Consider the following 19,430-nt stretch of genomic DNA (forward strand, 5'->3'; position numbering starts at 1 on the left):
ATGGTTCGGACAGAAATCAAGGAGAATGGTGAGTTAGAGTCAGAATAAGGTGGCATTCGATATGGCTGATAAATAAGTAGCGCCTCGTTGGCCGAAAAAGCGAAGACCAACTTCTTTTCGGAATACTGCCTGCGGGCTTAAAGGGGCGGTGAACGCTTTTATTGCATAATTGCATTTTTTATTTCATAAAAGTAATTGATGTTTAAATTTTGTTACAAGGGGAAAGGAAAAGTAAGGATATTAAGGCATGTCAGTGGATTTAAAAGGATTTGACGGCTTATTTATTGTGGACCCTATTTTTGCCAATATTTAAATGAATCTCAATTAATTTGAATTTTGAGAATTATCCATTGATTTGCTAACATAATAAATAGGTCAAAAAAGTTTCGAGGGGGAATTAGTAGAAAATGAGAAAATTATTCAGTTTTGCAGCGTTGTCACTCTCGGCAGCATTAATTACAGGGTGCGGTTCGAGTGAAACAGGATCCGGCAGTGCATCTGACAGCGGATTTGATTTAGTGGATGAAGGGAAATTTACATATGCAGCTTCAGGAGAATTCAAACCCTTCAGTGTAACCAGCGGAGACGGAACAATGACAGGCTTTGACATTGAAGTCGCTGAGGCGGTTGCAGAAGAACTTGGTCTTGAACCTGAACAAAAGAAATTTAAATTTGCGGGGATTGTAGAAGGTGTGCAGGCAGGCCGCTTCGATGCCGCTGTAGCCAGCCATACAATCACGGATGAAAGAGCGGAAATGGTCGACTTCTCTACTCCGTACTACTATTCAGGACCTCAGATTTTCGTGCGTCCGGACAGTGGAGTAGAAACACTGGCAGATCTGGAAGGCATGGAAATTGCTGTCTCTAAAGGATCGACTTATTCAGACACTGCAAGTGAAGTGACAGATCAAATCAAGACATATGACAGTGATGTTGTAGCACTTGAAGCTTTGAGCAAAGGTAAGCATGATGCTGTCATCACCGACTTTATCACTGGTAAGGAAGCTATCGGTGCAGGTCTTGAAATCGATGCAAGAGAATTGATTGGCCGAAGCGAGCAGGCTATCGCTGTTGCTCAAGACAACGATGAATTGCTGGAAGCCATTAATGAAGCATTAGAAACACTTAGAGAGAATGGAACATTAGAAGAGATCAGTCAAGAATACTTTGGAGAAGACATTACAACTGACCCTGAGGGAGAATAAACATCATCAACATTAGGGCGGATGTGTTGAATTTCAGCGCATTCGCTTTTTCTATCCAATTTTTGAAACCACAGGCGAAGTTGCAGAATGGATGTTCGCTTTAAGCAAAAATCCACCCAAAAATATATCAATGAAATGATTAGCAAATACTTCAGAAGCAGGAGGGAATAAGGTGAACTTTTTTGAAACATTTATAGATACCTCAGATGTTTTTCTTAAAGGGATGCTGCTTACATTTGAGCTGACTGTGGTATCGGTTTTTATAGCTATATTTATAGGACTATTCTTTGCCTTTTTAAAAATATCGAAAATAAAAGTTTTAGAGTTAATAGCTGATCTTTATATTTTCGTAGTGCGGGGAACTCCGCTTATCGTACAGATCTTCATCTTCTACTTTGGCCTGACGGCATTGCAAATCTCCGGTTTCTGGTCTGTTGTGCTGGGACTTGCTTTTCACAACGGTGCATACATAGCCGAGATATTCCGGGGTACCATCCAGTCAATCGATAAAGGCCAGATGGAAGCTGGGCGTTCACTGGGAATGTCTACAGGATTGACAATGAGAAGAATTATACTTCCACAGGCCTTCAGGAGGGCTCTTCCCCCGCTTGGCAACCAGTTCATTATCGCCTTGAAGGATTCCTCTCTGGCATCTTTCATCGGAATGTATGAACTATTCAGTGTAGCGACAACTCTGGGATCTAATAATTTCGATTATATGACATATCTGTTGATTGTTGCTGTTTACTACCTCGTATTGGTATTGTTCTTCTCTGTGATTGTTAATTTTGTTGAGAAGCGCATGTCTTTAAGCGATTAATTGAACTGTACTTCCAAAATAGATGGAGGGATATAAATTGAGTCAGGAAATGATTAAAGTAGAAAAATTAAATAAATCCTTTGGCGATCTTCACGTGTTAAAGGATATTGATATGAATGTCAAAGAAAGTGACGTAGTTTGCTTGATCGGGGCCAGTGGCTCAGGAAAAAGCACACTGTTGAGATGCTTGAACTTCCTCGAAATGAAAGACAGCGGTAAGGTTATCATTGAAGGAGAAGAAGTTAATAAGGGAACACATGATTTAAATGAAGTAAGGGCAAAAGTGGGAATGGTGTTTCAGCATTTCTATCTCTTCCCTCATAAGACGGTCTTAGAGAATGTTATGGAAGCCCCGGTGCAAGTGAAGAAAGTCTCCAAGAGCAAGGCTAAACAAGAAGCAATGGATTTATTAAGCAAAGTAGGCCTTAAGGATAAAGCAGATGTTTATCCTTCCAAACTTTCAGGCGGCCAGAAGCAGCGTGTTGCCATTGCCCGGGCACTGGCAATGAAGCCGGACATCATGCTGTTTGATGAACCTACGTCAGCGCTTGATCCTGAACTGGTGGGAGAAGTCCTTTCGACTATGAAGGAATTGGCACTGGAAGGGATGACGATGGTTGTCGTAACCCATGAAATGGGCTTCGCACGTGAAGTCGCCGATTGGGTAGTATACATGCATGATGGCAGAGTGGTCGAGGTCGGCCCTCCGGAAGAACTTTTCGGCAACCCGAAAGAACAGAGGACACAAGAGTTCCTCGATTCGATTTTATAAGAAACAAAAACAGGAACCGGCTAGTCCCGGTTCCTGTTTTTATTTTGAGGTCAGAAGACATATACTTTGTGGTTTTGAGGTTAGGAGCTGGTTCTGATCCAGCTTCAGCGACCGATGGGTCTTAACTGGGCGATTACGTTTTTATTTCCTCTTCATCAATAAATAGACTCCTATCAAGACGATGATCAACGGCCAGAACTCGCGGATCATGTTCACTCCGCCTTGAAGGAATCCCAACCAAATTAAAACTTTATCATAAAACAAAAGAATAATAGCTAGAATAAGAAAGAGTACACCTTGGAACAAGCCATTGCCAGTCCTTTGATACCTCAGCAGAAACCCTAAAGAGATGATAAGGATGAATATACCGATATGGTCCGGCCAGAGTGCAGCCATTTTTGTAACATGAAAATGCAGGCCGAAACCAGTGAGTATTGTCCCAGGGAGGATTGACTCATAATCTTTCCCTTTGTAACCTTGAGCAAGAAAAGCTGCACCGACAATAATGAGAAGCGTCGGCCATGTGTAAAACTCTCTGAAGATCGTCACATTGGATTGCTCCAGATAAAAATAGATGCCGAACCCTATTAAAATCATCCCGGGGAATAGTCGTTGTCCTTTCATAATTGCCTCCAATTTGTATACTTGAATAATGATGCCGGTTTTGTTACTCTAACATAGGTAAGTATGTCGAATAGAATAAGATTATGTAAATTTTTAAATATAGTGCTTTATCTGAAACAAAGGTCGGACATATGAGTGATAACAGGTACGGTTACTCGCGATAGCGGTATATAGATAAGCCGACTCCACTTTTAATGTTAGCACAGGTTTCATCGTATGTTCACATTTATTTAAATGGGATATTTGTCGTACATGTTATACTATAGTCAATGATTAATTTTGGGGGTGTCATTTCTGTCATGCATATTATTACAGTCGGATTAAACTACAAAACGGCCCCTGTCGAGATTCGTGAGCGTTTATCTTTTAATGAAGCAGACCTGCAAGCAGCGATGAAAGCACTTAAGGATAAGAAAAGCATTCTTGAGAATGTGATCGTTTCTACATGTAACAGGACGGAAGTATATGCGGTCGTAGATCAGCTTCATACAGGTCGTTATTATATTAAAGAGTTTCTATCACAATGGTTTGATATCGAGAAAGAGGAGTTTACTCCTTATTTGTTCATATATGAGCAAGAAGGTGCGGTTGAGCACTTGTTCAATGTTACCTGCGGGTTGAATTCCATGGTGGTCGGTGAAACGCAGATTCTCGGGCAGATCCGCTCAAGCTTTTTGTCAGCCCAGCAGTCAGGCACTACAGGCACTGTCTTCAACCACCTTTTCAAGCAGGCGATTACACTTGCCAAGAAAGCCCACTCTGAGACGGAAATCGGATCAAATGCTGTTTCTGTCAGCTATGCTGCTGTTGAGCTTGCTAAAAAGATTTTCGGTGATTTAAGCGGGAAGCATGTTCTCATTCTGGGTGCAGGCAAAATGGGAGAACTGGCTATCCAAAATCTTCACGGCAGCGGCGCTACAAAGGTAACGGTCATTAACCGTACCTTTGAAAAGGCTGTTTCTTTGGCTGACAAGTTCAATGGACATGCAAAAACACTTCAAGAGCTGCAATGTGCTCTAGTAGAAGCTGATATTCTTATCAGTTCCACAGGTGCAAAAGGCTACGTAATTACAAAAGAACAGATGGCCGGCGTTGAACGAATGAGAAAAGGCCGTCCACTTTTCATGGTGGATATTGCGGTGCCGCGAGATATCGACCCTGCGGTTGAAACTCTTGATAGTGCATTCCTTTATGATATAGACGACTTGGAAGGCATTGTTCAAGCGAATATGGCAGAAAGGCAAAAAGCAGCTGAAACCATTTCCATTATGGTGGAAGCAGAAATTGTTGCTTTTAAAGAATGGCTCAATATGCTGGGAGTCGTCCCGGTTATTTCCGCACTTCGTGAGAAGGCTTTAGTGATTCAGGGGCAGACAATGGAGAGCATAGAACGTAAAATGCCGAACTTGACTGATCGTGAACGCAAAGTTTTAAACAAACATACTAAAAGTATCATTAATCAACTATTGAAAGATCCAATTCTCCAGGTGAAGGAATTGGCAGCACTGCCTGACGGACAGGAGAAACTGGACTTATTCATCAAAATTTTCAACATCGAGGAACAGTTGCAGCCACAGACAGATGCACTTGAGAGCAAGGGGAAAGAAAAGACAGGAATTGCGACTCAACTTACGCCTTCTTTTCAATCATAAGCGAGGTTAATGCCGATGTTTGAACAAGTGATGACAAGGCTGCATGAACTAATGATCGTTCTGTATGCTATCAGTATTCTTTTTTACTTCATAGATTTCTTAAACAAAAACCGGAAGGCGAATATGTTCGCCTTCTGGCTTCTTGCGATTGTTTGGGTACTTCAAACAATCTTTTTGTTTCTTTATATGATGCGTACCGGCAGATTTCCAGTCCTCACTATTTTTGAGGGGCTTTATTTTTATGCCTGGGTATTGATTACGCTGTCTCTCGCCATCAATCGTGTGCTTCGGGTAGATTTTACAGTTTTCTTCACGAATGTCCTCGGCTTCATCATCATGGCGGTACATACCTTTGCGCCAGTCCAGGTTGAATCCAGTGCAGTGGCAGAACAGCTCGTTTCAGAGCTTCTGTTGATACATATCACGATGGCGATACTGTCTTATGGGGCTTTTTCTCTGTCTTTCGTGTTTTCGTTGCTGTATTTATTGCAGTATAAACTGTTGAAACAGAAAAAATGGGGTCCGAGGTTATGGCGGATCAGTGATTTGTCGAAACTGGAGAAGGTATCCTATATTTTAAACAGCATTGGGGTCGCGATGCTGCTATTGAGCCTGATTCTGGGTCTTCAATGGGCATTTATTAAACTTCCGGACTTTCTCTGGTATGACCCTAAGATTATTGGTTCATTCATTTTATTAATTATATATAGTGTGGTTTTATATTTGAGAGTACGTAAAGAGGTATACGGTAAGAATTTGGCACTTTGGAATGTAGGTGCCTTTCTGGTCATATTGATTAATTTTTTGCTGGCCAGCCGTCTATCATCGTTTCATTTTTGGTATTCATAAGTTTAGGAGGTTCATCATGCGAAAAATTATTGTTGGTTCACGAAGAAGCAAGCTTGCATTGACACAAACAAATTGGGTCATTAATAAGTTGAAAGAATTGGATTCTTCCTTTGAGTTCGAGGTGAAAGAAATTGTAACCAAAGGGGATCAAATCCTTGATGTGACTCTGTCCAAGGTCGGAGGAAAAGGCTTGTTTGTCAAAGAGATTGAACAGGCGATGCTTGATAAAGAAATCGATATGGCTGTACACAGCATGAAAGACATGCCGGCTGTATTGCCTGAAGGTCTTCGTATCGGCTGTATCCCTGTAAGGGAGGATCACCGTGACGCCTTCATTTCCAAAAATCATGTACCTCTCAACGAATTGCCTGCTGGATCCATCATAGGAACGAGCAGTCTAAGAAGAGGGGCTCAAATTCTTGCGCAGCGTCCTGATTTGGAAATCAAGTGGATCCGTGGGAACATTGATACAAGATTGTCAAAGCTTGAGACTGAAGACTATGATGCGATTATACTAGCGGCAGCAGGCCTTTCACGTATGGGCTGGACGTCCAACGTAGTAACAGAATTCCTTGATCCTGAAATTTGTGTACCGGCTGTCGGGCAAGGTGCATTGTCCATTGAGTGCCGTGAAGAAGATGAAGAGCTTCTTGGATTACTTGGCAAATTTGCTTCTAGTGAAACAACCAAGACAGTTACAGCTGAACGGGCTTTCCTTCACAAAATGGAAGGCGGCTGCCAGGTACCGATTGCTGGATACGCTGAGCTTATACAGAATGATGAGGTTAAACTGACTGTACTAGTGGCCTCACCTGATGGGAAAGATATATACAAAGAAACGGTTTCTGGTAAAGATGCAATTAGAGTAGGCGAAGAAGCTGCAGCTATTTTGACTGAAAGAGGTGCAAAAGCACTTATAGATAAGGTGAAAGAGGAGCTGGATCAGTAATGCAGTCCTCTTTACCGCTTTCAGGTAGAGATATTCTGGTGACGAGAGAAGAAAAAGCTGCAGAAGGAATGGCGGATAAGATCAGGCAATATGGGGGGATCCCCCATATTGTCCCGCTCATTGCATTTCGGCCTCATACGGATCAAAATGAACATACATATTTAGAAAGACTGACATCCTATGAATGGATTTTTTTTACGAGTAAAAATGGTGTGATTTTCTTTTTTGAAAAACTGAAAGAGAAGAATATTTCTATTGAGGGATCAAGGCTGAAATTTGCTGCAGTAGGCAAGAAAACCTGTGAGACCTTGGAGAGTTTTGGGGTGAAAGCTGACTTCGTTCCTAAAACATATACAGGAGCTGATTTTGCTGAAGAGTTTGCTGATGTAATGAATAATGTAAGCAGTGTTCTTATCTCTAAAGGGAATTTAGCTAAAGCTACCATTTCAGCCTATTTTAAGGAAAAGAATATTCATTGTGATGAATGGATTACATATGAGACTTACTTTCCACAAGACAGCTCAGAAAGATTAGCCGCATTTTTAACGGCGAGGAAATCAGTAATTTTAACCTTTACCAGTCCTTCGACAGTCAGAAGGTTCATGAATATCATCACCAACAATGGCCTTTTGGAAAAGGTGAAAAAGTTGACTGTTGCCTGTATCGGACCGGTAACAATGAAAGCAGCTGAGCAATATGGTTTGACAGTGGAAGTTGTACCTGAGAAATTTACAGTTGAAGATATGATCGACCAGTTAAGTGATTATGTTGTATCAATAAAAGAATAGGAGGAAAAGGAATGAAAGATTTGAAATTCAACCGCCACCGCCGTCTGCGCCAGACAGAAAACATGAGAGCCATGGTCCGCGAAAATTTTTTGCGTACAGAGGATTTAATTTATCCGTTGTTTGTCGTTGAAGGGGATCAAGTTAAGAATGAAGTAGCTTCAATGCCTGGTGTATATCAAATTTCACTTGACTACTTAAAAGCCGAAATGGACGAGTTAAACGAATTAGGCATTAAATCTGTCATTCTATTTGGTGTACCTGCAGAGAAGGATGAACTTGGTAAAAGTGCGTATGATGCGAACGGTATTGTCCAGCAGGCAACCCGTTTAGTCAAGGAGCATTATCCAGAGATGGTGGTTGTTGCAGATACATGTCTTTGCCAATACACAAGCCATGGTCATTGCGGAGTCGTAGAAGGCGGAAAAATCTTGAACGACCCGACACTTGACCTTCTTGCCAAAACGGCTGTCAGCCAAGCACAGGCAGGCGCTGACATCATCGCTCCTTCCAATATGATGGATGGATTTGTAGCTGCCATCAGACAAGGATTGGACCAAGCAGGTTTTGAAGATGTTCCGGTAATGTCATATGCAGTAAAATACTCATCCAGCTTCTACGGACCTTTCCGCGATGCAGCCCACAGCTCACCACAATTCGGTGACCGCAGAACGTATCAGATGGATCCTGCCAACAGAAGAGAAGCCCTTAGGGAAGCTCAGTCTGATATGGAAGAAGGCGCAGATTTCCTGATTGTAAAACCGGCTTTATCTTATTTGGATATCATCCGTGATATTAAAAATGAATTCAATGCACCAGTGGTTGCCTACAATGTCAGTGGTGAATACTCCATGATAAAAGCGGCAGCCGCAAATGGGTGGGTTGATGAAAAATCAATGGTCATGGAAAAGCTGACGAGCATGAAGCGAGCAGGAGCTGACTTGATCATCACATATGCTGCAAAAGATGCGGCTAAATGGAATAAAGGGGAATAAGCTCATCAGTAAGATTTAAAAAAGTACATCTTTATCAACTTTAAGGTGGAAAGATGGCTAATTTTAAAGAAAACGGAGGAACTTATAATGCGCAATTATGACCAGTCAAAGCAGGCATTCAAAGAAGCAGTCACATTAATGCCAGGCGGGGTGAACAGTCCTGTCCGCGCTTTCAAATCAGTGGATATGGATCCGATTTTCATGGAAAAAGGAAAGGGCTCCAAGATCTATGATATCGATGGAAACGAATATATTGATTATGTTCTTTCTTGGGGACCGCTGATTCTTGGCCATACCAATGAAAGAGTCGTTCAATCCATTAAAGAAGTTGCCGAGCTTGGTACAAGCTTCGGTGCACCGACAACCGTTGAAAACAAACTGGCCAAGCTTGTGATAGAACGTGTGCCGTCAATTGAAATCGTCCGCATGGTTTCATCGGGTACAGAAGCGACAATGAGTGCCCTTCGCCTTGCGAGAGGATACACAGGACGCAACAAAATCATCAAGTTTGAAGGTTGCTACCATGGCCATGGAGATTCCCTGTTGATCAAAGCAGGTTCAGGTGTGGCTACATTGGGACTGCCGGACAGCCCAGGAGTTCCTGCAGGTGTTGCTGAAAATACAATCACTGTTCCCTACAATGATTTAGAAAGCCTGAACTATGCATTTGAACAATTCGGTGAAGACATTGCCGGGTTAATCGTTGAACCGGTAGCTGGCAACATGGGGGTTGTACCGCCGCAGCCTGGATTCCTTGAATCTCTGCGTGAAATTACCGAGAAACATGGTGCATTGCTGATCTTCGATGAGGTTATGACTGGTTTCCGTGTCGGTTATAACTGTGCTCAAGGTTACTATGGAGTAACACCGGATCTTACATGTCTTGGAAAAGTAATCGGGGGCGGCCTTCCAGTAGGTGCTTATGGGGGTAAAGCTGAAATCATGGAGCAAATTGCGCCAAGTGGTCCGATCTATCAGGCTGGAACGCTTTCAGGAAATCCGCTTGCCATGACAGCTGGATATGAAACATTGAGCCAGTTGACACCAGAAAGCTACAAAGAGTTTGAAAGAAAAGCCGACAGACTTGAAGAAGGCCTCAAAGCGGCAGCTGAGAAGTATGATATTCCACATACAATCAACCGTGCCGGATCGATGATTGGCATCTTCTTCACTAACGATGAAGTGAAGAATTATGAAGGGGCAAAAAGCTCAGACCTTGACCTGTTTGCATCCTATTACCGCGAAATGGCGAATGAAGGTGTCTTCCTCCCGCCATCTCAATTCGAAGGCCTGTTCCTGTCAACAGCCCATACAGATGAAGATATTGAAAAAACAATCGAAGCTGCTGAAAAAGCGTTTCAGAGAATTAAAGGATAATGATATCAGAGACAAAGCCGTTCAATGGCTTTGTCTTTTTTTGATTTTAAGCAGTTTGTAAAGAATAATCACTAATCCATTAAACCTTTCAAGACAGAGTTTAATGGCTGTTTTATTATATGCTATTGTTTTTTTTTGTTTTTCTAAGTGGAATTTTAAACTTTCTTGATTGGAGCGGAAGGCGTGCGACCTCCAGCGGGATTAGCGTGACAGGTGAGACCCCGCAGGCGAAGCCGAGGAGGCTCAACGCACGCCCCGCGGAGTCGGACGCCTGGAGCGGAAATCACTCTTACACTGTTAAATATCAACAGAAATTCTTAAAAGACTGAATCTAAAAGACAAAAATACTAAATTACCTAAAATCAATTCATATTCTTCCCCTCAGCCTCATAAGTTGATAATGACATTGATATACCTTGTAACGGAATTGAAAGGAGGAGTTTTCTTTGTCACAAGAACAACAATCGTGCTTGCGATTTTCATTGGAAGAGGCTGTTTGGTTTAAAAAAGGACAGGAAGTAGAAGAATTGCTTTCCATCTCTTTAGATCCCCATATAACGATCCAAGAGCAGGAACAATACGTATTAATCCGGGGAACACTGGATTTAACAGGTGAATATCTACCGTCTAACACAGCGGAGGAAGATGAGCCTGATAATTGGTACGACTTCCAACATAACGGGAAATATGTTCAAAGGGTGGATCACAGAGAAAAAGGAGAGTGTGAGTTTTCCCACAGCTTTCCCGTTGATGTAACCATCCCGAAGAATCGTATAGCCAACCTGGATGAAATTGATGTTTATGTAGATTCTTTTGATTATGTTGTGCCTGAGAATGCCTGTTTAAAGCTGAATGCTGATCTTACCATTTCCGGCATTTATGGTGAACAGCAGGCCCATGCGCCGATTGAACTTGCAGAAGATCAAGTGATTGAACCCGTTTACCGGGCTGCTCCGACAGCTGAAATCTTCCAGGAAACCGAAGAGTATCAAGCAGAAGAAGAGCTGGAAGAACTTGAGTATGAAGAAGAACGAGAAGAAGAGGCGGATTCTGAAACTGAGGTTTATTATGAAGAAGAGGAAGATGGCAGTGAAGAGGATACGTATGAGCCGTTCACTGTAGAAGGACGAAAGGTTCCTGAGGAAGAAGAGGAAGTCGTAATTCCTATTTCTTATGAAGCACAACAGGATTCTCCACCTGTCTTTGCCTATGAGCAGGAGGAAGAACCCGAGTATGCCAGAGGGGAACAGGGCAGCTATGAGGAAGAAGTTCCGGAAGCAGCTGAAGAGGTGGAATATGAAGAATCATCGTCATTGATGTTCGAGGAGGAAAGCAGTTCCTCAGAAGAAATTCAAGCCAAGAAAAAACCTTTATTTAAGAAGAAAAATGAAACGATTTCGTTGACTGACTTTTTCGCTAGAAAGGATGAGGAAAGAGCAGCCAAAATGAAGGTGTGTATTGTCCAGCAAGGTGAAACTCTTGAGGTGATCGCAGATAAATATGAATTGTCGATTCCTCAATTGCTGCGCGTTAACCATCTGGAAGCGCATCAGGATGTATCTGAAGGGCAGGTTTTATATATTCCCGAGGAAGCTGTCTATAAAAATTAACCAGTGGTGAGCAGGGTCTGATCCTTGCTCTTCTGTTTTTTAAAGCAATATTTATGATCATTGCTGCTGGGAGTAAAGAAGACAGAATTTGGATTTTCCGCTTGTTATGTAAGCATAATAAGCTGTCAGTTTTAATAAATGAAGCAGGTGAATGCAATGGCTATAGACCAAAATTTAACTGCTGTTTTAAAACCATACGGTGTCCATCCGAGGTTTATAGAGGGCTTCGGGAAGGTGAAGAAGGTATATACAGAAAAAGGGACACTAGCGGTCAAGAAGATTGCGGCCAATACGGGTGTCGACTTTGTGAGGAATGTACAGCACCTCTTTCAGTCGGGTTACCACCGGATCGTGCCGATTTATCCTACTCTTGACGGCCGTTATGCGGTTTGGCATGAAAATGAATTGTATTATGTTATGCCCTGGCTGTCCAATGAAGTGAAGGAAGACCGGTTTGAACGGCACCAAACACTTTTTCGTGAGCTGGCAAGGCTTCATACTCTTTCTTCTAAAGAGCAAAAGATTGGGAAAGAGGAACGTGAGGAACATTATGAAACATTGAATTCCAGGTGGGAGAAGGAACAGAATTTCCTCGAAGAATATGTTGAACTTTGCGAAAAGGAATGGTATATGTCTCCTTTTCAGCTCTCATACTGTATGTACTTTGGAGATACTTCGCAAGCTTTAAGATTTGCAAGAAAGAAGTTTGACAGCTGGTACGAGGAGACCAAAACACTTGAAAAGGTAAGAAGTGTGGTTGTACACGGCAAGATTTCCCCGGAACATTTTCTCTATGATGAACGGGGAGCGGGATACTTCAGCAATTTTGAGAATACGAGAATCGCCTCACCAATCCATGATATTCTCCCATTCTTGTCAAGGACACTTAAAACATACCCAAAAGCCTACGATGAATGCTTTGACTGGCTGATGACCTATAGCAGCCACTTCTCATTCAGGAATGAAGAAAAACTTTTGTTCTTGAGTTACCTGGCCTATCCAAGCGGATTGATCTCCATTGTGAAAAAATATCATGAAACCCCTAGAGAAAAACGAAATGAATTAAAGTTCCTTCAAAAGCTCCAGCATCATTACTGGCTGTTGAAGAACACTGAGTATATTGTCATGAAGTGGGAAGAATGGGAACAGAAGAAAAAAGAAGCACAGCAGAACACTCAAGAAGGAGCTTCATCCTCATAGCGGGGAGAAGCTCCTTTTAGATCCATTCAAAATAAAGGGCAACCGCCAGTAAAATGAAGATGGATAACAGAAGTACATCAAAAGTGGTGGGCAGAAGGATTGTACGAATTCCTTGGAATATACAAAACGGAACACTGAACTGCTTGCAGACATTCCGGCACGTTCGAAGCCATGGAGGGAGCGTATAGGGATTGTATTTTCTCCGCATAATAGTGTCCTCCTTAATCGATTTATTCTATTCTATGTATAAGCGCATTTTTTTGTTCCAATTTTGTCCGAAAAGTTTTTTGTATTATTTTTTAAAAAATGGGCGATAATGATTGACGAACAGAATTGAAATCCGATACTATATTGAATAATAGTAAATACCTTTCAAATGCAAAGAAAGGGAAGAGTACTTTGACACTCTCCTCAAGAGAGGGAAATCATCTGCTGAAAGATTTCCCAGGAGAAGACAAAGGAATGTCGCCCTTGAGCAGGTTCCGTGAAAGAACAGTAGCGGAGTCCGGTTTAAAGCCGTTATCTCAATGAAGTGCCAGGCATATTCTTCTGCCTGTGTAAAAAGGTGGTACCGCGAATCAGCTCCCTCGTCCTTTTAGACGAGAGGAGTTTTTTTTATTTTTCTGGGAGAAACCAAAAAGCAGTAACTCTAAGGAGGAAACGATTATGGAAAACAATGAAATCAGCATGCCAACCAAATATGATCCGCAGTCGATTGAAAGCGGACGTTATCAGTGGTGGCTTGAAGGCAAGTATTTTGAGGCGAAGAGCGATAAGGAGAAAGAACCTTATACCATCGTAATCCCGCCGCCGAATGTAACAGGAAAGCTTCACCTTGGTCACGCCTGGGACACAACTCTTCAGGATATCCTGACACGGATGAAGAGAATGCAGGGGTACGATGTGTTATGGCTGCCGGGGATGGACCATGCAGGAATTGCCACTCAGGCAAAAGTAGAAGAAAAGCTGCGTAATGAAGGAACGACACGCTATGATCTCGGAAGGGAAAAATTCCTTGAAGAAACATGGAAATGGAAAGAGGAATATGCAAAACATATCCGTGCCCAGTGGGCGAAGCTGGGTCTTGGCCTTGACTACAGCAGAGAGCGGTTCACATTGGATGAAGGATTGTCGGATGCGGTTAAAGAAGTGTTCGTTACACTTTATGAAAAAGGCTTGATTTACAGAGGCGAATATATCATTAACTGGGATCCGGCAACAAAAACAGCTCTATCTGATATCGAGGTAATCCACAAGGATGTACAAGGGGCATTCTACCATATGAGATACCCTCTTGCTGATGGATCCGGACATATTGAAATTGCCACGACCCGCCCCGAAACAATGCTTGGCGATACAGCGGTTGCAGTTCACCCTGAAGATGATCGTTACAAACACCTTATCGGCAAGAAGGTAACACTTCCGATTACAGGCCGTGAAATTCCAATTGTAGGCGATGATTATGTTGATATGGAATTCGGTTCCGGTGCAGTTAAGATTACACCTGCACATGACCCTAACGACTTTGAAATCGGAAATCGCCATAACCTCGAGCGCATACTGGTTATGAACGAAGACGGAAGCATGAATGCTAATGCAGGCAAATACAAGGGCTTAGACCGCTTTGACTGCCGCAAGCAAATTGTGAAGGATCTTCAGGAAGCAGGCGTTCTTTTCAAAATCGAAGACCATATGCATTCAGTTGGCCACTCAGAAAGAAGCAATGCAGTAGTAGAACCTTACCTTTCCACACAATGGTTTGTTAAGATGCAGCCATTGGCCGATAAAGCGATCGACCTCCAAAACGGTGAAGAGAAAGTTAATTTCGTCCCTGATCGTTTTGAAACATCTTACTTGCGCTGGATGGAAAATACCCGCGATTGGTGTATCTCACGCCAGCTTTGGTGGGGCCACCGCATTCCGGCCTGGTATCACAAAGAAACAGGCGAGATTTATGTTGGCAAAGAAGAGCCTGCTGACATTGAAAACTGGAGACAGGAAGAGGATGTTCTGGACACATGGTTCAGTTCAGCTTTATGGCCTTTCTCCACTATGGGTTGGCCTGATACTGAAGCAGAAGACTTCAAGCGCTATTACCCAACAAACTGCCTCGTAACAGGCTATGATATTATCGGTTTCTGGGTTTCAAGGATGATATTCCAAGGTCTTGAGTTCACAGGAAAACGCCCATTTGATGATGTGCTGATCCATGGCCTGGTTAGAGCGGAAGACGGACGTAAAATGAGTAAGTCATTAGGCAACGGTGTCGATCCAATGGAAGTGATTGATCAATATGGAGCAGATGCGCTGAGATATATGCTATCTACAGGAAGTTCGCCAGGCCAGGATTTACGTTATTCAACAGAGAAAGTTGAATCTGTTTGGAACTTCGCGAATAAGATCTGGAATGCTTCCAGATTTGCGCTTATGAACATGAACGGAATGAAATATGAAGAAATTGACTTGTCTGGTGAAAAATCAGTGGCAGATAAGTGGATCCTGACCAGATTGAATGAAACGATTGAAACGGTAACAAAGCTTGCTGACCGTTATGAATTCGGAGAAGTCGGCCGTAATCTTTATAACTTCATCTGGGATGATTTCTGTGACTGGTATATTGAAATGGCAAAGCTTCCATTGTATGGAGAAGACGAAGCAGCCAAGAAGACGACAAGATCCATTCTTGCCTACGTTCTTGATAATACAATGAGACTCCTTCATCCATTCATGCCGTTTATTACCGAGGAAATATGGCAGAACTTGCCGCATGAAGGCGAATCAATTACAACAGCAGCATGGCCGTCAGTAAAAGAAGAATACACTGACAAAACGGCTGCCGAAGAAATGAAGCTGCTTGTCGAAATTATCCGCTCGGTTCGCAATATCAGAGCAGAAGTTAACACTCCGATGAGCAAACAGATTAAGCTGCTTCTGAAAGCGAAGGATGAACAAACACTGAACACGCTTGAAAAAAATAAAGCATATATCGAGCGTTTCTGTAATCCGGAAGAAATGACAATATCCACTGATATTGAGGCACCGGATAAAGCGATGACGGCTGTTGCCACAGGTGTAGAACTCTTCCTTCCATTAGAAGGATTGATTAATATCGAAGAAGAGATTGCCCGCCTGGAGAAAGAATTAGAGAAATGGAATAAGGAAGTTTCCAGAGTTCAAGGCAAGTTGAATAATGAAAAATTTGTAAGCAAGGCGCCTCAGAAGGTTGTTGATGAGGAACGTGCAAAAGAAGCAGATTATCTTGAAAAACGCAGTACAGTTCAAGCTCGTATAAATGAATTGAAAGGCCAATAAGAAAGCTGATCAACGGGACTGGTCCATGATGATGTTCACTCATTGTCTATTAGGACCGGTCCCGGTTTTAGATAGGAGCGACAGAAATGATACACACTTATGAAGAAGCCGTTAATTGGATCCATTCGAGATTAAGGCTTGGCATTAAACCTGGATTAAGCAGGATGGAATGGCTTATGGAAAAAATGAATCATCCTGAGAAAGAGCTGCAAACGGTTCATATTGCCGGGACGAATGGAAAGGGATCTACACTTACTTACCTGCGAAATATATTGGAAAAAGCAGGATACACTACGGGGACATTTACTTCTCCCTATTTTGAAGTATTCAATGAAAGAATCAGTGTGAATGGAACGCCGATAAGTGACGAGGAGATTATCCAACTCGTCAATGTCGTGATTCCTTTGGCGGAAGAACTTGAAAAAAGTGATTTGGGCGGACCGTCGGAGTTCGAAGTCATAACGTGTATGGCATTGTATTATTTTGCGAGAATCAACCCGGTCTCCATTGTTTTATTTGAAGTTGGACTTGGGGGAAGATTGGATTCGACCAATGTAATTGATCCGATTGTTTCTGTCATAACGAATATAGGGAAAGACCATACTCAGTTTCTCGGTGATACGATAGAAGAAATCGCCTTTGAGAAAGCAGGGATCATAAAAGAAGGAAAGCCTGTCGTTTCAGCAGCATCTGCCCCTGGAGCTCAAGAAGTGATTATCAAAAAAGCAGATGAAAAACAGGCTGATTTATATCTATTGAACCGGGAATTTGAAGTCGATTATAAAGGTCCTTCTCCTTTAGGGGAGAAGTTTGGCTTTTCAAACACTGCAGGAAACAGTTGTTTTGAGATCAGTATGATTGGAAGGCATCAAACTGAAAATGCAGCCCTTGCTGTCCAAACAGCTCATCTTCTAAGAGAGAAGTATTCTTATCAGATAGATGAGGGTGCGGTCGCAGATGGTTTGGCTGCTGCCTATTGGCCGGGCAGAATGGAACAGGTTCATAAAGAACCCCTGATATACCTGGATGGAGCCCATAACCCTGAGGGGATGCAGACATTGACTGACACAATCCAAAACAGATTTAAAGAAAAGGAAGTCCGAGTCTTATTTGCAGCTTTAAAAGATAAGGACTTGCAGCCCATGACAGGAATGCTCGAACAGAGTGTGCCATCCATAGCTTTGACTTCATTTGAATTTCCGAGAGTAGCTTCGCCTGAAGAACTGGCAAATCATTTTCAATTGGATCATCATCATATAGTGGAGGATTGGGAGCTTTACGTGAATAACTTTATGAACAATGCTGAAAAGAATGAAATTCTCATCGTGACCGGATCACTCTACTTCCTGTCTGCGGTTAAGCCGGTGATCGTCAATGATGGACTGAAATTGTAAAATTACCATGACATTTCGTTAATACTTTGATAAAATATTCTTAAACTTGTGACTTTTTAACTAAATTTGGCAGGGGTGCGAAATGCTCCTGTTCCATGACAGATAAATAGACTTTAATGAGAGGAGGGGATTTTGATGGGTATCAGCAGGGCGCATGAAACAATAGTTTGGATAGTGTGGGCACTTCTTGTTCCTGCAGGACTATACTTTACCTATCAATACTTCCCTCCTGTCAATGCTAATATGCTCAGCATGCTGGCATTCATCATTTTTACGATCATAATATCCGTGATGCCCATCGTCATAAACGGGCTCCCGATCCTGCTGATTCAGTGGGTATCCTTAGCGGCATTTTTGAAATTTGGCCTTTTCTTTGAAGTTGTTTTAATGCAAATTGCGATAACCTCCTATATGATCAGGCTCCGAATCGGGAAAAATGATTTTTACCGTGTGCCTTGGAATTCTATTATGTTCTTCATGATGTCTGTGTTCAGCGGGGTAGTTTATTTGGCAATAGGGGGAGAGATCGGATATTCTCCTGTTGGATCTCTGTTTATTCCTGCATTGATCTATCAAGTCTCTTCTATTCTGCTAAACCAGATTCTATTGATTGGGTTTTATGCCTTCCTGAATCGGAAAATTAAAATTTTCGGTGAAGACCTAAAGTGGGACTTCTCCGCTATGATGATCATGTTTCCACTCGGGCTCGGCCTTTACTACCTTCAATACCAAATCGGGCCGATTGCCCTCTTCCTGATCGGGCTTCCATTCATTTCAGGAGCCATGATTTTAAGACTTTACAACTCTTCAGAACAGATTAACCAGTACTTGCAAAAGGCGGTGGAGATCGGTCATCAGCTTACTGAAAGCCTGCAGGTAAATGAGGTGCTTCATCTCTTCCTGGAGAAAATCTTGCAAACACTGCCTGTTGAGTATGCTTATATTCTGGACGTTAAAGGCGACGAGCTGGTGCTCCTCAGAAGAGTTGAAAATAATGAGAGCAAGTCGATTGACCTTCCTCCTTTAAAAAGGAATGAAGGAATCAGCGGGCTGGTATGGGCAACTGGAAAGTCGGCTTTGTTTCATAATAAGTCAGACTGGGCTGAAGTAGTAAGGGGATACATGCCTGAAGATGTGGAAAGCGTTCTTTCCGTCCCGATTGTCAGGAACCAAAAAGTAAGAGGCGTGTTGCTGCTGGCATCCTCAAAAAAGAAAGCCTATAAAAAGTATCAGTTAATGATTGTTGATATTCTGTGTTCCTATCTTGGCGTTGCAATCGCCAATGCCCGCCACTATGAGGCGACAAAACGGAACAGTGAACGCTGCGCATTGACCAAATTGTATAACTACAGATATTTTGAAGACCTTCTATCCCGTGAGTTTGAAGCGATGGAGAAAGGAGACAGGAACTTCCTCTCGCTCATCATGCTGGATATTGACCACTTTAAATCAGTCAATGATAATTATGGGCATCAGAGCGGCAATGAAATTCTTTATGAGCTTGCCCGCCGGTTGGAAACTTTGATTGGGGATGAAGGTACGGTTGCCAGATATGGTGGAGAAGAATTTGTCATCCTGCTTCCGGATACCACCAAAGAAGATGCTTTTCTCATTGCTGAGATAGTAAGAAGAACCATTGCAGACCGTCCATTTATTCTGCACAGTAATCTTGAAACCGAAAGAAAGGCACTTCCGATTAAGGTTACCGCCAGTATCGGAGTCGCAACCGCCCCTCTGGATGCCGATGAAAGCATGTCATTGATCAGGCATGCAGACCGTGCCTTGTATACCGGAGCCAAACAGGCCGGAAGGAACAGGGTAGCTGAATATGTGAAGTCTTCTTGATCCCCGCTTTTACAGCGGGGTTTCTTTATGTAAAAATTTCG

Annotated in this window: 16 protein-coding genes and 1 other annotated feature; of the genes, 14 read left to right on the forward strand and 2 right to left on the reverse strand. The window is 42.5% G+C overall.

Annotated features, from left to right (window positions below; translation table 11 throughout):
• Nucleotides 1-407 precede the first annotated feature (407 nt).
• The 3 genes from M1E09_RS05490 (at nucleotide 408) to M1E09_RS05500 (ending at nucleotide 2,797) form a co-directional block, all read left to right on the forward strand.
• Nucleotides 408-1,205: a transporter substrate-binding domain-containing protein gene (locus M1E09_RS05490; RefSeq protein ID WP_456273849.1), complete on the forward strand. Its 798-nt coding sequence runs from the start codon at nucleotides 408-410 to the stop codon at nucleotides 1,203-1,205.
• A gap of 223 nt (nucleotides 1,206-1,428) precedes the next feature.
• On the forward strand, nucleotides 1,429-2,025 hold the full coding sequence (locus tag M1E09_RS05495; protein ID WP_456274908.1) for an amino acid ABC transporter permease: 597 nt from the start codon (nucleotides 1,429-1,431) through the stop codon (nucleotides 2,023-2,025).
• A 49-nt stretch (nucleotides 2,026-2,074) separates the two neighbouring features.
• Nucleotides 2,075-2,797, forward strand: a complete 723-nt coding sequence (locus tag M1E09_RS05500; protein WP_456274909.1) for an amino acid ABC transporter ATP-binding protein — start codon at nucleotides 2,075-2,077, stop codon at nucleotides 2,795-2,797.
• 141 nt (nucleotides 2,798-2,938) lie between these two features.
• On the opposite strand, the gene M1E09_RS05505 is transcribed toward M1E09_RS05500, so the two are convergent.
• The gene (locus tag M1E09_RS05505) at nucleotides 2,939-3,421 is read right to left on the reverse strand and encodes a LiaI-LiaF-like domain-containing protein (protein ID WP_456273850.1); all 483 of its coding nucleotides are present in this window, start codon (nucleotides 3,419-3,421) and stop codon (nucleotides 2,939-2,941) included.
• A 299-nt stretch (nucleotides 3,422-3,720) separates the two neighbouring features.
• On the opposite strand from M1E09_RS05505, the gene hemA reads away from it, so the two are divergent.
• From hemA to ysxE, 8 genes are all read left to right on the forward strand, one after another.
• Complete coding sequence (hemA, locus tag M1E09_RS05510) at nucleotides 3,721-5,073, forward strand: glutamyl-tRNA reductase (RefSeq protein WP_456273851.1); 1,353 nt, start codon at nucleotides 3,721-3,723, stop codon at nucleotides 5,071-5,073.
• Nucleotides 5,074-5,088: 15 nt separating this feature from the next.
• Complete coding sequence (gene ccsA / locus M1E09_RS05515; protein WP_456273852.1) at nucleotides 5,089-5,922, forward strand: cytochrome c biogenesis protein CcsA; 834 nt, start codon at nucleotides 5,089-5,091, stop codon at nucleotides 5,920-5,922.
• Between the two features lie 16 nt (nucleotides 5,923-5,938).
• Nucleotides 5,939-6,871 (forward strand): hydroxymethylbilane synthase, encoded by a 933-nt coding sequence (gene hemC / locus M1E09_RS05520; RefSeq protein ID WP_456273853.1) that lies wholly within the window; start codon nucleotides 5,939-5,941, stop codon nucleotides 6,869-6,871.
• On the forward strand, nucleotides 6,871-7,659 hold the full coding sequence (locus M1E09_RS05525; protein ID WP_456273854.1) for a uroporphyrinogen-III synthase: 789 nt from the start codon (nucleotides 6,871-6,873) through the stop codon (nucleotides 7,657-7,659). Before hemC ends, M1E09_RS05525 begins: the two co-directional genes overlap by 1 nt.
• A gap of 11 nt (nucleotides 7,660-7,670) precedes the next feature.
• Nucleotides 7,671-8,651, forward strand: coding sequence for a porphobilinogen synthase (hemB, locus tag M1E09_RS05530; RefSeq protein ID WP_456273855.1), 981 nt, complete (start codon nucleotides 7,671-7,673; stop codon nucleotides 8,649-8,651).
• A gap of 87 nt (nucleotides 8,652-8,738) precedes the next feature.
• The gene (gene hemL, locus M1E09_RS05535) at nucleotides 8,739-10,028 is read left to right on the forward strand and encodes a glutamate-1-semialdehyde 2,1-aminomutase (RefSeq protein WP_456273856.1); all 1,290 of its coding nucleotides are present in this window, start codon (nucleotides 8,739-8,741) and stop codon (nucleotides 10,026-10,028) included.
• A 446-nt stretch (nucleotides 10,029-10,474) separates the two neighbouring features.
• Entirely contained in the window at nucleotides 10,475-11,638 is a 1,164-nt protein-coding gene (gene spoVID, locus M1E09_RS05540; RefSeq protein ID WP_456273857.1) for a stage VI sporulation protein D, read from the forward strand.
• Between the two features lie 156 nt (nucleotides 11,639-11,794).
• The gene (ysxE, locus tag M1E09_RS05545) at nucleotides 11,795-12,838 is read left to right on the forward strand and encodes a spore coat protein YsxE (protein ID WP_456273858.1); all 1,044 of its coding nucleotides are present in this window, start codon (nucleotides 11,795-11,797) and stop codon (nucleotides 12,836-12,838) included.
• A 16-nt stretch (nucleotides 12,839-12,854) separates the two neighbouring features.
• Here ysxE and M1E09_RS05550 read toward each other — a convergent pair whose 3' ends face one another.
• Nucleotides 12,855-13,046, reverse strand: a complete 192-nt coding sequence (locus M1E09_RS05550; protein WP_456273859.1) for a hypothetical protein — start codon at nucleotides 13,044-13,046, stop codon at nucleotides 12,855-12,857.
• Nucleotides 13,047-13,210: 164 nt separating this feature from the next.
• Nucleotides 13,211-13,436 (forward strand) — a binding site (T-box leader).
• 68 nt (nucleotides 13,437-13,504) lie between these two features.
• Between M1E09_RS05550 and M1E09_RS05555 the strand changes: the two genes are divergently transcribed.
• The 3 genes from M1E09_RS05555 (at nucleotide 13,505) to M1E09_RS05565 (ending at nucleotide 19,389) form a co-directional block, all read left to right on the forward strand.
• Complete coding sequence (locus M1E09_RS05555; RefSeq protein WP_456273860.1) at nucleotides 13,505-16,150, forward strand: valine--tRNA ligase; 2,646 nt, start codon at nucleotides 13,505-13,507, stop codon at nucleotides 16,148-16,150.
• An 86-nt stretch (nucleotides 16,151-16,236) separates the two neighbouring features.
• Nucleotides 16,237-17,544, forward strand: coding sequence for a bifunctional folylpolyglutamate synthase/dihydrofolate synthase (locus M1E09_RS05560; RefSeq protein ID WP_456273861.1), 1,308 nt, complete (start codon nucleotides 16,237-16,239; stop codon nucleotides 17,542-17,544).
• A gap of 135 nt (nucleotides 17,545-17,679) precedes the next feature.
• A complete protein-coding gene (locus M1E09_RS05565; RefSeq protein ID WP_456273862.1) occupies nucleotides 17,680-19,389 on the forward strand; it encodes a diguanylate cyclase in 1,710 nt (569 codons plus the stop codon).
• Nucleotides 19,390-19,430: the final 41 nt, after the last annotated feature.

The sequence above is a fragment of the Bacillus sp. AK031 genome (genome assembly GCF_053903065.1).

Bases quoted from the DNA above. Each gene is read 5' to 3' on its own strand.
- M1E09_RS05490 (WP_456273849.1), top strand. From the start codon at position 408: ATGAGAAAATTATTCAGTTTTGCAGCGTTGTCACTCTCGGCAGCATTA.
- M1E09_RS05495 (WP_456274908.1), top strand. From the start codon at position 1,429: ATGCTGCTTACATTTGAGCTGACTGTGGTATCGGTTTTTATAGCTATA.
- M1E09_RS05500 (WP_456274909.1), top strand. From the start codon at position 2,075: ATGATTAAAGTAGAAAAATTAAATAAATCCTTTGGCGATCTTCACGTG.
- M1E09_RS05505 (WP_456273850.1), bottom strand. From the start codon at position 3,421: ATGAAAGGACAACGACTATTCCCCGGGATGATTTTAATAGGGTTCGGC.
- hemA (WP_456273851.1), top strand. From the start codon at position 3,721: ATGCATATTATTACAGTCGGATTAAACTACAAAACGGCCCCTGTCGAG.
- ccsA (WP_456273852.1), top strand. From the start codon at position 5,089: ATGTTTGAACAAGTGATGACAAGGCTGCATGAACTAATGATCGTTCTG.
- hemC (WP_456273853.1), top strand. From the start codon at position 5,939: ATGCGAAAAATTATTGTTGGTTCACGAAGAAGCAAGCTTGCATTGACA.
- M1E09_RS05525 (WP_456273854.1), top strand. From the start codon at position 6,871: ATGCAGTCCTCTTTACCGCTTTCAGGTAGAGATATTCTGGTGACGAGA.
- hemB (WP_456273855.1), top strand. From the start codon at position 7,671: ATGAAAGATTTGAAATTCAACCGCCACCGCCGTCTGCGCCAGACAGAA.
- hemL (WP_456273856.1), top strand. From the start codon at position 8,739: ATGCGCAATTATGACCAGTCAAAGCAGGCATTCAAAGAAGCAGTCACA.
- ysxE (WP_456273858.1), top strand. From the start codon at position 11,795: ATGGCTATAGACCAAAATTTAACTGCTGTTTTAAAACCATACGGTGTC.
- M1E09_RS05550 (WP_456273859.1), bottom strand. From the start codon at position 13,046: ATGCGGAGAAAATACAATCCCTATACGCTCCCTCCATGGCTTCGAACG.
- M1E09_RS05555 (WP_456273860.1), top strand. From the start codon at position 13,505: ATGGAAAACAATGAAATCAGCATGCCAACCAAATATGATCCGCAGTCG.
- M1E09_RS05560 (WP_456273861.1), top strand. From the start codon at position 16,237: ATGATACACACTTATGAAGAAGCCGTTAATTGGATCCATTCGAGATTA.
- M1E09_RS05565 (WP_456273862.1), top strand. From the start codon at position 17,680: ATGGGTATCAGCAGGGCGCATGAAACAATAGTTTGGATAGTGTGGGCA.